Genomic DNA, 13,873 nt, shown 5'->3' with positions numbered 1-13,873 from the left:
GGCTCTATTGAGTTTGGACCTGGTCGGAAACGGCAGGCTGCCGGCGCTTAAACCATCGCATCAGCCTTAATGTAGACACCGGCAATATCCGCTTCATAAAATCCAGCACGCGTGACTCGACACAGAACACCAGTTTGAAACGCTGCCGCCGAATAGCTTTAACAATCAGACGTGCAGCCTTTTCGGGCGGCATCGCCAAATGAAACATCTTCAGCATCTTGGCCTTATGGTCAGCCTCCATGCGCGCATCCGCCACAATATTGGTCGCTACCGCACCGGGATGCACGCAGGTAATACCCACATTGGTGGCCGCTAACTCCACATACAGCGATTCACTCAGTCCACGCACGGCAAATTTGGTGGCCGCATATGAGCTCTGCCCTGCCATTCCGGTCAGCCCGGCGGAACTGGACATATTGACGATATGCGCCTCATCCTGCTGCTGCAGATAGGGCAGGAAGTACTTGCAGCCATACATGACCCCCCAGTAATTGATACCACTGATCCACTCAAGGTCCTCCAGGGACTGCTCTGCAAACGGCAGGTTCACCGACACCCCGGCATTGTTGACCAGAATATGCACTGCGCCGTGCAGGGCAATCACCTGTTCCGGCAGTGCCTGCATCTGCTCTCGATCCGAAACGTCTATGGTATGCAAGGTCGCATGCCGCCCCAGTGCCTCAATATCCTTCAATACCTCCTGTAAGCGTGACTCACTTACATCCACTAGCGCCACATCGGCGCCACAGGCGGCCAGCTCCAGACTGACTGCCCGTCCGATACCACTGCCAGCGCCGGTGACCACCGCTACTCTGCCCTCAATCTGTTGCATAAGGTGGATCCTTTGGAGTGAAGCCCACAAGTATGACAGGAGGCCACAGTCAGCGTCTCTAAAGATTGTAGTCGCCGAGGCAGACTATCGGGGCCTGCGTTCAATATGCTGGCCCGACTGCATTGCATGCTTGTTAAGGGTCGGTAAACTGTGCGCTCACTCAAATTTCGGAGTTAACCCATGTCCAATCAAATTTTGAGCGGCAAAGCTTATCTGGTCACCGGCGGCGGCACTGGCATCGGTAAAGCTTGTGCAGCCAGACTGGCAGCCGACGGCGCCGTGGTCACTATTACCGGCCGCACTGAGGCCAACCTGCAAGCTGCCGCAGATGAGATTAACGCCAATCTACAGGGCGAGGGGAAGATTCAATATCACGCTGGCGATGTCACCAATGAAGATGACGTTATACAAATGATTACCACGACGTCCGCTGCCACCGGCGGTTGCAATGGCGTGATCGCCAATGCTGGGGGCGGCGGTATGCCCATGCCCTACGGCAAACTGGATACTGATGAATTCATGCGCGTGCTGAACCTCAATGTGTTGGGCACCATGCTGTGCATGAAGCACAGCATTGGGCCCATGATCGAACAGGGCGGCGGCTCGTTTGTCGGCATGTCATCGCTGGCTGGCCATATTACCCATCCGTACTTTCACGCCTACTGCGCTGGCAAAGCCGGCATTGAGGCCATGATGCGCAATGCGGCCGACGAATACGGTAAGGACAACCTGCGCTTCAACGCCATTAGGCCAGGCTTCATTGCCACTGAAATCATGGACGGGATTCCCCGCGACAGCGAGGTGTACCAGAGCTACATCGAAAACACGCCGATGAATGACGTCGGCCACCCAGAAGATGTGGGTGAATTGGCACGTTTTTTGATCGGGCCGGAATCACGCTGGATTACCGGGCAATGTATCAATGTTGACGGTGGCCACGGGCTGCGCCGCGGGCCCGACTTTTCCAGCTTTGTCGGGTAAGTAGACATGGCAACGCTGTTCAGCGATATCATCGGTTTAACCGGCACCGCCTTGGTGGTGCTGGCCTATTTCCTGCTGCAGTTAGAGCGCCTTGACCCCAAGGGGCTCAGCTACAACCTGATCAACCTGGCTGGCGCTGGTCTGCTACTGACCAGCCTCACCTATACCTTTAACCTCGCCAGCTTTGTGATTGAGATCTTCTGGATCAGCGCCTCCCTGCTGGGGCTTTGGAAGTGGCTGGGACGCCGCGCTAGCCAGTAAAGTCATTTGGCTATGCGGCATCCGCCGCCAGACGAGCCATTAGAAGGTCATAATAACCTTACCGCGGGCCCGCCGCTCAAGCATGCAGTTAAACGCCTCTTCAAAGCGCTCGATAGGGTAAGTTTCAGTCACCACCGGTGCTAGCTTACCCGCTTCGAAAAGCTCCCAGAGTTCAGCGATATTGCTGGCATTGCACTCCGGCTCCTCGCCTGAGAATCGCCCCCAGAAAACCCCGACTATAGAACAACCTTTGAGCAGGGCCAGATTGAGCGGGATCTGCGGAATAGGGCCCGCCGCAAAACCGATAACTAGAAAACGGCCATTCCAGGCGATTGCGCGCAAGGCGGGCTCACTGAAGTCGCCACCCACTGGATCGTAAACAACGTCCGCGCCCTTGCCACCGGTCAGCTCCTTGACCCGGTCCTTCAATGACTCAGTGCTATAGTTGATCACTTCGTCAGCACCTAGTTGGCGGCACAGCTCAAGTTTCTCGTCGCTGCTAGCCGCAGCGATAACGCGTGCCCCCATCAGCTTGCCAATTTCAACTGCAGTAGTGCCAACACCGCCGGCCGCTCCCAGCACTAACAGGGTTTCCCCCGCCTGCAAGTTGGCGCGCTGTTTGAGCGCGTAGTAAGACGTAAAATAGGTAATCGAAATTCCCGCCGCCTGCTCAAAGCTCAAGCTCTTGGGCTTCTTGAAAACGGCAAATTCACTGGTAACCATCGACTCGCAAAAGCCACCAGCCGCACCCATCGACAGCACTTCGTCACCCACCGCAAAGCGAGTTACAGCTGAACCGATCGCGGTCACCACCCCCGCGGCCTCACCGCCTGGAATAAAAGGCAGCTCAGGCTGAATCTGATACTTACCCTGAATGATCAACACATCGGGAAAGTTGAGCCCCGCCGCCTTGACTCCGATTTGTACGTCGTGCTCACCCAGCTCGGGTAGCGGCCAGTCCTGCTCCAGACTCAACTTGTCGGGCAGACCCAACTCTTTACATACCAATGCGCGCATTACTGCTGCTCCTTATTTGATGTTCGCGTAAATGATGAACCCTTCAATAAAATCTTTAACACGACCGCTAGCATCGCGCCGTGGTGTACCTATAGAAAAACGGCGCCCGCAGGCGCCGTCAACTAGCGTAACTAAACAGACCGGTTTAGCAGACCTCGAACAAGCCCGCAGCACCCATACCACCGCCAACACACATGGTGATTACCACATACTTGACGCCGCGGCGCTTACCTTCAATCAAGGCGTGACCAATCATGCGTGAACCACTCATGCCATAAGGGTGACCAATCGAGATGGCACCGCCATTAACATTCAGCTTGTCATTGTCGATACCCAGCACATCGCGACAATGAATCACCTGGCAGGCAAAAGCTTCGTTCAGCTCCCACAGACCGATATCATCGACCGACAGGCCATTGGCCTTGAGCAATTTGGGAACCGCAAACACTGGGCCAATACCCATTTCGTCAGGTTCACAGCCGGCTACCGACAAACCTCGATAAATACCCAGCGGCTCCAGGCCCTGCTGCTCTGCCAGCTTGGCGTCCATAACCACTTGCGCAGAAGACCCGTCAGACAACTGAGAGGCGTTACCCGCTGTTATGGTGCCACCCTCACGTACCGTCTTCAGACCAGCAAGGCCTTCGGCGGTAGTCGCGCGAATACCCTCGTCCGCTGAAACTGTGGCTTCAACCTCTGAGGCTTCGCCAGTTTCTTTGTTCCAAACCGTACGCGTGCAAGTCACGTCAACCAGCTCGTCTGCGTAGCGACCAGCTTCATAAGCCGCTGCCGTGCGCTGCTGAGATTGAAACCCGTACTCATCCTGCTGGTCACGTGAGACGTTATAGCGCTGGGCTACATTCTCCGCTGTATCCAGCATCGCCATATGAATATTGGGGTGCATCGACATCAGGTCCGCGTCCACCATGCGGTGCAAATTCATATGCTCATTCTGCACCAGACTAATCGCTTCCAGACCACCGGCAACAATCGCGCTCATGCCGTCTTCCTTGATCTGCTTGGCTGCGGTTGCGACTGCCATCAGGCCCGAGGAGCACTGACGATCAATGGTCATACCACTGACCGTAACTGGCAAGCCAGCACGCAGAGCAATCTGGCGTGCAACGTTGGCACCCGTGGCGCCCTGCTGTAAGGCACAACCCATAATACAATCGTCGATTTGCCCCGGATCAATACCGGCCCGCTTAACCGCTTCGGCAACGGATGCCGCACCCAAGCTGGCACCACCGAGATTATTAAAACCGCCCCGATAAGCTTTTGCGATCGGGGTACGGGCCGTTGCTACAATTACTGCGTCACTCATATCATTTCTCCTGTGCTAGGTTATTTGAGTTCAATACCCAGGCCTGCGGCGGCCATACCGGTAAACTTGACGGTTTGCTCAAAGCCCGCCTGCGGTATCGCTTCACCCTCGGTGTTGCAGATAGCATCCCAGTTGGCAGCAATCCCTTCTGGCGATTGGTCTTCGGGAGCGAGATACGCACCTTGCGTCTCATGAATCTTGACCACTGAGTAACAGCCTGCACCGGCCGCAATCACGGTCCGCGCGGGGGCGTCTTCACTCACCATATAGAGCACTGCCGGGGTTACAGTTTCTGGCGTCAGCAGATCGAAGGCTGCTTCCGGAATCAGGCCCTCAGTCATCCGCGTACCGGCAGTCGGTGCCAGCGCATTGACCTTAATATTGTACTTGGCGCCTTCCTGCGACAGTGTATTCATCGCACCTATCACGCCCATCTTCGCCGAGCCATAGTTCGTCTGACCAAAGTTACCGTACAAACCGGACGAAGAAGTGGTCATCACAATACGACCGTAGGCCTGATCACGCATAATGTCCCACACCGCCTTGGTGCAATTGATACTGCCCATCAGGTGCACGTCCAGAACCATGCGGAAATCATCAAGACTGCCCTTGGCAAAACTCTTATCACGCAGAATACCGGCGTTGTTAACCAGAATATCGACGCGGCCCCACTGATCCATGGCAGCCTTGACCATGGCTTCTACTTCATCATACTTGGCAACGTTTGCACCATTGGCGATAGCTTCACCACCGGCCGCTTCAATCTCAGCAACCACGGCTTTGGCGGCTTCACTAGAACCACCTGTACCATCGGCAGCGCCGCCCAAATCATTAACCACTACTTTTGCGCCGCGCTTGGCCAACTCAATGGCGTGACAACGTCCAAGACCCTGTCCAGAACCAGTAACAATAGCTACCTTGCCGTCATAACGAATACTCATAGTTCCACCTTTCCTTTCCCGTCAAAATTAGTAAGTGTAGTCCGCCTGAATCAGGCCGTAGCTACCATAGACAACCACTCAGCAACCAGCGCAGGAGTTTCTTCTCCCTCGATTTCAACACTGATAGCCTGCTTGACCAAATAGCGTCCGCCGTCCTTGAGCGTAATATCCTGAATAGTCACATGCGCTCGCACTCGCTTGCCCGCGCGCACAGGAGCCAGAAAGCGCACTTTATCAAAGCCATAGTTAATACCCATCACCACACCTTCGGGCGTAATACCGTTTTGTGTCGCGATGTGAGACAGCATCGACAGCGTCAGAAAACCGTGGGCGATAGTGCCACCAAAAGGTGTATCTTTAGCCTTCTCTTCGTCTATGTGAATGAACTGTCGATCCTCAGTGCATTCGGCAAACTCGTTGATCCGCTCCTGGCCGATCTCAAACCAATCACCTGGCTCCAGAACAGTTCCAATGTAATTAGTGAATTCTTCTTGCGGCACAATTTGAAAGCCCATGCTTATCTCCTGTGAGAGTTGATTGATCTGAATTGAGCCCCTGCAAACGCACACGTCCAGATTGGCCCAAAAAAAGGAATTTGAACATACAGTATGTATTCCGCACTTTCAAGTATTTCCAGTGCCTGCTGAGCCTGCGTAACCAACCCCCAGAAGCAACTGTGGAGGGGCGATGGGCTCGCGCGCGAGTCAGGTTTTACGCGGGCTTCTCCGCCTCACGCAGGTTATGGTTTAGCGCCAGAGCTGATAGACTTCTTTGACTTTCATTACTACGAGGCTCTGCATTCATGGCAGGCTCACGGATCAAGGCTCCCACCCCCTACCAACGCCCCACCACGGGCTATGACTGGAGTGACTACGACCCGGGTGAATTCTACGACGAAATCATCAGCTCACCGGGCAACGGCCGTGCCGCGGCGCGGGGCTTGGTTGCCTATATCCGAAAAATGTCTGCCAAGCGGCTAATTTCACGTCAACAGGCGGCTGATCTGGCGATTAAAGAAATGGGCATCAGCTTTACCGTTTACAGCGACGGTGAAAATATCGACCGCGCCTGGCCCATGGATATCATTCCACGCATTATCGCACTCCGCGAATGGAAGGGCCTGGAGGCTGGACTCATCCAGCGTTTAACGGCGCTAAATATGTTCATTGATGATATCTACAACAAACAGCAAATTCTCAAAGACGGCGTAGTCCCCAAAGAGCTCATCCTCAGCTCACCAGATTTTCTCGAGGCTTGCATGGGTGCCAAACCTCCACACCGCGTCTGGTCCCATATATGTGGCTCGGATCTGGTGCGCGACGGCGACGGCACCATGTATGTGCTGGAAGATAACCTGCGCGTGCCGTCGGGTGTTTCCTATATGTTGGAGAACCGCGCCATTTCTAAAAGAATACTGCCGCAGCTGTTCGAAAACAGTGCCATCCAGCCCGTCGACGACTACCCCTCCCAACTGTTCGAAATGTTGGCATCCCTCTCACCCAGAAAAAGCGACAGCCCTGAAATAGTTGTCATGACACCGGGCGTGTTCAATTCAGCCTACTTCGAACACGCTTACCTGGCGCAGCGCATGGGCGCAGAGTTGGTGGAAGGACCCGACCTTGTGGTCGATAAGCACGATAAAGTGCATATGCGCACCATCCGTGGTCTGGAGCAGGTCGACGTTATTTATCGGCGCGTGAACGACGACTTCCTCGACCCCGAGGTATTTAACCCGGACTCCATGCTGGGAACCGCCGGCCTGTTTCGCGCCTGGCGCAAGGGCAATGTCGGGCTGGCAAACGCGCCTGGTTCTGGCGTCGCCGATGACAAGATCATCTATACCTATGTGCCCGCCATCATCAAATACTACCTCGATCAGGACCCCTTGATCCCGAACGTGCCTTCCTATCTATGCGTTAACAAGCAACATCAGCAGCATGTACTGGCAAATCTCGAAAACATGGTGGTTAAGCCCGCCAATGAATCTGGCGGCTACGGTATGTTGATAGGTCCGGCATCCACCAAAAAGGAACGCCAGGAATTTACCGCGCTCATCAAGAAGAACCCGCGAAATTATATGGCCCAGCCTGCACTGGCACTGTCCACCGCACCGACACTGTGTGGCAATAGCCTGCAACCGCGACATCTGGACCTGAGACCGTTTGTGCTGCAAGGCAAGAACCATTACGTCACTGCCGGCGGACTGACACGGGTCGCGTTGCGTAAGGGCTCTCTGGTGGTTAATTCATCACAGGGTGGCGGCAGTAAAGACACCTGGATACTCGACACGGAGGCCAACTGATGCTTTCAAGAGTCGCAGAGCGTTTATACTGGCTGGCACGTTACCTGGAGCGCGCAGAGGACACCGCGCGCCTGATTCTGGTCTGGCACCAGTCCTCATTGGATATGCCCCGCAAAGCCCAGCCCGGCTGGGACCGGTTACTGGAAGTGCTAGGGGCACAGTCCACCTTTGCGCAAACACCGGGCGTCGCCAACGAGAAAAATATCGTCAGCTTCGCCTTCAGCGAACGCGGTAATCCTTCGTCCATCATCAGCGCCCTCACCGCCGCCCGGGAAAACATGCGTACCACGCGGGAAATCATGCCCAGCGAAACCTGGGTACAGGTCAACAGCCTCTATCTCAGTGTTGCCAGACGCTCCAACAAACCCTTAGCCAAGGGCTCGCGGCACGCGGTACTCAACGGGGTCATCAACACCTGCCAACAGATTTCGGGCAACCTGTCTGGCACCATGAATCACGACGCCGCCTATCAATTCGTACGCATGGGTAGCGCACTGGAACGCGCCGATATGACGACTCGCATAATCGATGTCGCATCGGCAGACCTCACTAGCATGAGCGATGAAGGCCTGCCCTACCAAAACATGTTGTGGATCAGCGTATTGCGTTCACTCAGTGCTTACCAAAGCTATCGACTCGGGGTACGGGCACGCGTTAATCCGCCAGACGTCGTCGAGTTTTTACTGGCCAGTAACGAGTTTCCACGAGCTTTGGGTTATTGCCTGCGAGAGGTCGAATCCAGCATGAAGCTGTTACCGCGCAGCGGTCGAGCTTTGAAATTGCTGCGCTCAGTGTTGGCCGAGTTAGATGCTACTGACTGCAGTGAGCTGGCCGGAGACGACTTACATCAGTTTATCGATGACATGCAGCTGCACCTGCAGGCGATCGGCGGCATTATTACAGAAACCTGGCTCAGCCCGGACCAATAGCCTTGAAGCCATTCTCCTGTAGCTGCGGACAGACTATTTTTTGCGATAACACCGACTGCATCCAGTGTGGCCGCACCCTCGCCTACGAACCCATGCAGCGGCAGATGCTGTCTCTGCAAAGCGGCGCCAAGGGTGAATGGGTAGATGCCAGCGGCGCGGTCTATTCGCTGTGTCGCAACCGCAGCGAGCATCAAGTATGCAACGGTGCAGTTGCGCATTCGACAAGTGCAGCAGCAGATACGCTATGCTCCACCTGTCGACTCAACCTGATTGTACCTATCGTAGAGCAGCGACCACAAAATCTGCTTGCCTGGAAGCGCCTGGAAGCGGCGAAGCGGCGCATGATCAGTGGGCTATCCGAGCTGGGTCTGCAACCGCAGCGCGCCGAAACCAATCGCGCTGGGCCCATGCGTTTTGAATTCATGGAGGATAAGCGCAGTCACCCTGATGTGCTGGAACATTTTGTAAGCACCGGCCATAAAAATGGCGTCATCACTATCAATATCATGGAAGCGGATGAAGTGGGCAGAGTCCAACAGCGCGAACTCAACGGTGAACGCTACCGCACCCTGCTCGGTCATTTCAGACATGAGGCGGGTCACTATTTCTTTCTGCAGCTGGTCACGGACAGCGGGGCATTTCAGCAGCTATTTGGCGACCCCAATCTGGATTACAACACGACGATGGGTGCCTACTACCAGTCGGGCCCGCCTAACAACTGGCAACACAACTATATCAGCGCCTATGCCAGCAGCCATGCCATGGAAGACTGGGCCGAATGCTTTGCGCATTACTTGCACCTGCAAGACACACTGGAAACCGCCTACCACCACGGCCTGCTAGACAACGACGTGCGTCAGCTAACACTGAACGACCAGCTCGATGCCTGGGGTACTTTGATTCTGAGCCTGAACGAGGTCAACCGAAGTCTTGGCGTCGGCGACCCCTATCCGTTTGTGATTTCAGAGAATGTGGCAGCGAAGCTGGAATATGTGCACGCCGCCATCAGCGCAGGAAGAACTGCGGCTAGCGTTAATCAGTGATGGCTTGCAATACTGGGGCCGAGCGCTTTTCCCACTCAAACTGCGGCAGCTCGCGGAACGCGCTTTGAATCACTTCACTCCAACTGCGGCGCAGACTCAGCAGATAGGAGTCCTCAGCGGCCAGCTTGATGTAGTGATCACTTTCGAAAGTATCGTTTTCGTAGACCAACACCTCAATCGGTGGGCCCACCGTGGCGTTGGCAGCAATGGTAGAGTCCATTGATACCAGGGCGCAACGAGCTGCATCCTCCAGCCCGGTACCTGGACCCAAAATGCGATCCAGAATCGGTTTACCGTACTTACTTTCACCAATCTGCAGATACGACGTCTCATCTGACACCGAAATATAATTACCTGCCGAGTAAATCAGGTAAATAGCAGGATCACAGCCACGGATCTGACCACCCACGATAAAAGTGGCGGAGGTGTTAATTTCAGCATTGCCGGTGGAGTCCTTGGCTTGCTCTTGCTGTTCACGGCTAACGCGGGCCACATATTTAGCAACGTCAGTCATTTTTTTGCAGCTGTGCAGAGAGTCTCCGTCCTCTAGTTCCAGATCGTTATCCAAATGGCTGATAACCGCTTGTGTAGTGGCCAAATTGCCGGCACTCAGCACCACCACCATGCGGTCTTTGTCCAGGTTATAGACATGCATCTTGCTGTAAGAGGACAGAACATCTGGTCCTGCATTGGTGCGGGAGTCGGAACAAAATACCAGGCCATCATCGGTGGCAATAGCAACGCAGTAGGTCATATAGAGTCTTTGATTCGCTCAGCCTAAGCTGGAAGAGGACAACTTAGCAGGTTTCCGAGCGGGAAGGAATCAGATAAAAAAACCTCATTTACTTGTGTTCCACGCGTTCCACTGTTACCTCCATACGCTGTGGCAGCAGCAGCGGGCCAAACTGATTGTACAGCGCCACATCCGCCGCATCCCGGCCTTGTGCTATAGCAATGCGCGCATCCAGCTCTGGATTACAGGTTGGATCAAACGTGTGCCAGCGGCCCCCAACATAAACCTCGAACCAGGCATGCACATCCATGGGCTCCAGTTGGTGTAAATACCCCACTACCAGCCGCGCTGGAATACACAGGGCCCGACAGAGGGCGATACAGACCTGGGCCAGATCTCGACACACACCTTCACGACGCGCATTTACCTCAACCGCGGACACGGGATAGGTACTGCTCAGCGGCACATAGGCAATATTTTCCTGTACCCAGGCCACAATTGCCTGCACCTGACCGTAGCCGGGTACACAGCCGATAACCAGCTCCTGAGCCATTGCTCCAAAACGATCAGACTCACAGTAACGGCTGGGTAGCAGATAAGAGTATACGTCCTGTGGCAGGTTGGAGACGTCATCAAAACCCGCAGTGGTATCGCCTGGCGGCGTCGGCGCAACCAAAACCTCCGCCTCGGTAGAAATATAGAAATCGCCCACCGGAGCAATCAACCGCTGGCACAAATTGGAGAAACTGTCCGTGTACTCATCAACCCGCAAGGCGGGTTCCAGCTGGTACTTCTCTGAAGCTACCCACTGCCGAGCATCACTGCGCGGACGCAGCATAAACACCATCGCAGTAGGCGCCGTCACATGAAATGAGAGTTCACAACTGGCTCGCAACCACACGTCATTCATAAGCGTTAGGGGTCCCGGCTGGTCCAGCGTGGTGCAACCACAGCCGGAGGTCAAAAGAACGGCTACCATATACTTTTAAACTAACGTCCGCCAATTCATTCATGATCCATTATGGGACTGCCGCGTCAGGGTGAATCTCGGTAAACTACCCCTGTCATAGCTACCGGTAGAATAAGTTGCTCGCTAACTCGCACGACCAACCCCACATAATCAGTATCGAGAACATCTCCGATGAAGCCGTCGGCGGCAAGGCCCGTGGGCTAGCTGAGCTTGTTGCTATGGGCCTCCAAGTACCGCAAGCGTTCGTTATTGTGAATGCCGAGGGCACCCGTTTTCCGCTGAATCTGGATCACGCCTATGCTGAGCTTGGCGGTGGCCGTGTCGCAGTGCGTTCGTCGGCGCTTGGCGAAGACGGCGATCAGGCCTCCTTCGCGGGGCAGTATGAAACCGTTTTGGACGTAGAGGGCGAAGCCGATCTGCGACAAGCAATTACACGCTGCGTTGACTCCCTGCACTCCGAGCGCGCCGATGCTTACAATGAAGATCAGGCGCAGCTGGGCGATGTTCGGATGTGCGTGGTGGTGCAACAGATGGTGGCAGCAGCCAGCGCCGGGGTTTTATTCAGCGCTGACCCGGTCACAGGCCGCCATGATCGCATGGTCATCGATGCAGTAACCGGGCTCGGTGAGGCTCTGGTGAGCGGTGAGCAGACCCCAGATCACTACTTGCTGGACAGGGACAATCAACTGGTTCTCAGCGATTTAGTGGACGTAGAACCCATACTCTCTCCCCTTCAAATCAAGACACTGGCTGAGCAAGCTCGTGCCGCGGTCGTTAGCCATGGTGCGCCACTGGATATGGAGTGGGCCTTTGACGCCGATGGCCAGCTGTTCTGGCTGCAAGCCAGGCCTATCACTACACTCGGCGTTGACCTGAACGACAATTACACACCGATAGCAGCAGACGCAGTTATCACCCGCTGCAATGTCGGCGAAATGATGCCAGGGCCGGTATGTCCACTGACCTTTTCTACTCAGGGTCGGGCTATAGAACACGGGATGCAGCATATGCACGTGAGCTATGCCAGACGCCCTGCCATTACCCAGGATTGGACTCAGATCAATCTGTTTTATGGCCACATGTTTATCAATCTCAGCGGCGGTTTGGCTGCCGCCCGCAATGTCTCCCTGACCAATGCCGAAGTTATGGCACAAACTCTGTGCGGCCGGCCCGTACCGGAGCTGCAAGAACCCCTCGACAAAAGACCACTGCCGCAACGCTGGTGGGGTAGCGTCAGATTCCTCCGCTACTGCTTGCGCGCCAGTAAAGTGCTGGCGGAATTCTATACCCGCTTTGAAAACTTTAACGTCGTTTTCCATGACAGCTCCCTGCAAATGATGGAGGAGATGGAACTCCAGTTCCCCTGGCTGCTGGAGGCGGACGAGGTTCATCTGCGCTCCTCTGCCTATTCGGGCCTGATGGAGGGCGTTATTCAGGGCATAGTCTCGGGAGGGATAAAAAACCCCAACCCCGAGCAAGCCGCGGCTCTGCAAGGTGAGGCTGCGCGCCTGCTGGCCGGCGCCGAGAACGTAGAAAGCGCAGTCATGCTGCAGCAACTCGATCAGGTGGTCGACCTCATTGCCGTTGATGCAGAACAGGGACAGTGGTTCCGTAAATGCAGCACCGAAGAGGGTCTTGCATGGTTAGAGTCTGAGCCTGCCGCCGCTGCGGGTAGCGCTTTTCGAAAATTCCTCGACGAGCATGGACATCGTGGCTATCGGGAGCTCTGCGTCCGCGAGAAAGCCTGGCGCGAACAACCACAACAAGTTGTTACTACCATGCAGGCAGCCATCGCCTCGCGCCTTAACGGTGCCTACCGACCCAAGGCAGCCAATAGCGTAGATATGACTCAGCTAAGCCTGGCGCTACGAAAGTTGTTGCCTGCTGCCCACAAAGCGATTCGCCAGCGAGAGGAAACCAAATCAATGCTGGTAGAAGCCACTTATCGACTTAAGCGAGGGTACCGCCACCTAGGCGATCTGCTGGTTAATGAGGGGCATCTGGAAGACGCCGACCTGGTGTATTTCTTTTCGCGAGAGGAACTGGCCGACTACTGCCGCGCACCTAACCCTGAAGCAGCCGAGCGTGCTGTGTTGCGAAGGCGGACACTAGAGTTTCAACAACACCTGGAATTCGAAGATATTCACGTTGGCTTCGCTTCGCCAATTGAACTGCAAGAACAGACTACTGCCGATGCTAACCAGCTGGTAGGTCGCCCGGTTAGCCGCGGCGTGGTCGAGGGACGCGCGCGAGTCGCTCTGACCCTGGAGCAGGCTGCTGGACTGCAACCAGGCGAGATTCTGGTTTCCCATATTACCGATATTGGCTGGACTCCGTATTTCAGCTTAATCGCCGGGCTGGCGACTGACGTCGGCAGCGCGGTCTCTCACGGCGCAGTGATTGCCCGCGAATACGGATTGCCTGCCATAGTCAATTTGCGCACGGCGACCAAAGCTATCCAGACCGGAGATTTGATTCGACTGGATGCCGACCACGGTGTCCTCACCCGTCTGGCTAGTGCCGACGAGACGGTTTAACCC

General features: G+C 55.3%; 13 protein-coding genes. 6 read left to right on the top strand and 7 right to left on the bottom strand.

The genetic code is table 11. The features are described 5' to 3' along the window. Nucleotides 1-4: 4 nt before the first annotated feature. Complete coding sequence (locus tag EYC98_RS19420; protein WP_279247061.1) at nucleotides 5-832, bottom strand: SDR family NAD(P)-dependent oxidoreductase; 828 nt, start codon at nucleotides 830-832, stop codon at nucleotides 5-7. A gap of 180 nt (nucleotides 833-1,012) precedes the next feature. On the opposite strand from EYC98_RS19420, the gene EYC98_RS19415 reads away from it, so the two are divergent. Then, nucleotides 1,013-1,813: an SDR family oxidoreductase gene (locus EYC98_RS19415; protein WP_279247060.1), complete on the top strand. Its 801-nt coding sequence runs from the start codon at nucleotides 1,013-1,015 to the stop codon at nucleotides 1,811-1,813. Between the two features lie 6 nt (nucleotides 1,814-1,819). Further along, nucleotides 1,820-2,074: a CBU_0592 family membrane protein gene (locus tag EYC98_RS19410; RefSeq protein ID WP_279247059.1), complete on the top strand. Its 255-nt coding sequence runs from the start codon at nucleotides 1,820-1,822 to the stop codon at nucleotides 2,072-2,074. A 39-nt stretch (nucleotides 2,075-2,113) separates the two neighbouring features. On the opposite strand, the gene EYC98_RS19405 is transcribed toward EYC98_RS19410, so the two are convergent. The 4 genes from EYC98_RS19405 to EYC98_RS19390 form a co-directional block, all read right to left on the bottom strand. Continuing rightward, nucleotides 2,114-3,091: an NADPH:quinone oxidoreductase family protein gene (locus tag EYC98_RS19405; protein WP_279247058.1), complete on the bottom strand. Its 978-nt coding sequence runs from the start codon at nucleotides 3,089-3,091 to the stop codon at nucleotides 2,114-2,116. A 145-nt stretch (nucleotides 3,092-3,236) separates the two neighbouring features. Further along, on the bottom strand, nucleotides 3,237-4,415 hold the full coding sequence (locus EYC98_RS19400) for an acetyl-CoA C-acyltransferase (protein WP_279247057.1): 1,179 nt from the start codon (nucleotides 4,413-4,415) through the stop codon (nucleotides 3,237-3,239). A 20-nt stretch (nucleotides 4,416-4,435) separates the two neighbouring features. Next, entirely contained in the window at nucleotides 4,436-5,356 is a 921-nt protein-coding gene (locus tag EYC98_RS19395) for an SDR family NAD(P)-dependent oxidoreductase (RefSeq protein ID WP_279247056.1), read from the bottom strand. A 50-nt stretch (nucleotides 5,357-5,406) separates the two neighbouring features. Beyond that, nucleotides 5,407-5,871: a MaoC family dehydratase gene (locus EYC98_RS19390; RefSeq protein ID WP_279247055.1), complete on the bottom strand. Its 465-nt coding sequence runs from the start codon at nucleotides 5,869-5,871 to the stop codon at nucleotides 5,407-5,409. 287 nt (nucleotides 5,872-6,158) lie between these two features. On the opposite strand from EYC98_RS19390, the gene EYC98_RS19385 reads away from it, so the two are divergent. The 3 genes from EYC98_RS19385 to EYC98_RS19375 are packed head-to-tail and all read left to right on the top strand — an operon-like array spanning nucleotide 6,159 to nucleotide 9,630. Then, complete coding sequence (locus EYC98_RS19385; protein WP_279247054.1) at nucleotides 6,159-7,658, top strand: circularly permuted type 2 ATP-grasp protein; 1,500 nt, start codon at nucleotides 6,159-6,161, stop codon at nucleotides 7,656-7,658. Further along, entirely contained in the window at nucleotides 7,658-8,587 is a 930-nt protein-coding gene (locus EYC98_RS19380; protein WP_279247053.1) for an alpha-E domain-containing protein, read from the top strand. The genes EYC98_RS19385 and EYC98_RS19380 overlap by 1 nt, the downstream gene beginning before the upstream one ends. A 2-nt stretch (nucleotides 8,588-8,589) precedes the next feature. Continuing rightward, a complete protein-coding gene (locus tag EYC98_RS19375; protein WP_279247052.1) occupies nucleotides 8,590-9,630 on the top strand; it encodes a zinc-binding metallopeptidase family protein in 1,041 nt (346 codons plus the stop codon). Here EYC98_RS19375 and EYC98_RS19370 read toward each other — a convergent pair. After that, entirely contained in the window at nucleotides 9,620-10,384 is a 765-nt protein-coding gene (locus EYC98_RS19370; protein ID WP_279247051.1) for a proteasome-type protease, read from the bottom strand. The genes EYC98_RS19375 and EYC98_RS19370 overlap by 11 nt on opposite strands. Before the next feature lie 88 nt (nucleotides 10,385-10,472). Continuing rightward, entirely contained in the window at nucleotides 10,473-11,273 is an 801-nt protein-coding gene (locus EYC98_RS19365; protein ID WP_279247050.1) for a transglutaminase domain-containing protein, read from the bottom strand. 176 nt (nucleotides 11,274-11,449) lie between these two features. Between EYC98_RS19365 and EYC98_RS19360 the strand changes: the two genes are divergently transcribed. After that, complete coding sequence (locus EYC98_RS19360; protein WP_279247049.1) at nucleotides 11,450-13,870, top strand: PEP/pyruvate-binding domain-containing protein; 2,421 nt, start codon at nucleotides 11,450-11,452, stop codon at nucleotides 13,868-13,870. The last annotated feature ends 3 nt before the right edge of the window (nucleotides 13,871-13,873 follow it).

It is taken from the genome of Candidatus Litorirhabdus singularis, assembly GCF_026262625.1.
Classification (GTDB): domain Bacteria; phylum Pseudomonadota; class Gammaproteobacteria; order Pseudomonadales; family Halieaceae; genus Litorirhabdus; species Litorirhabdus singularis.
Note: the sequence above shows the minus strand (reverse complement) of the source record. Positions and strands in the feature narration are given on the sequence as shown.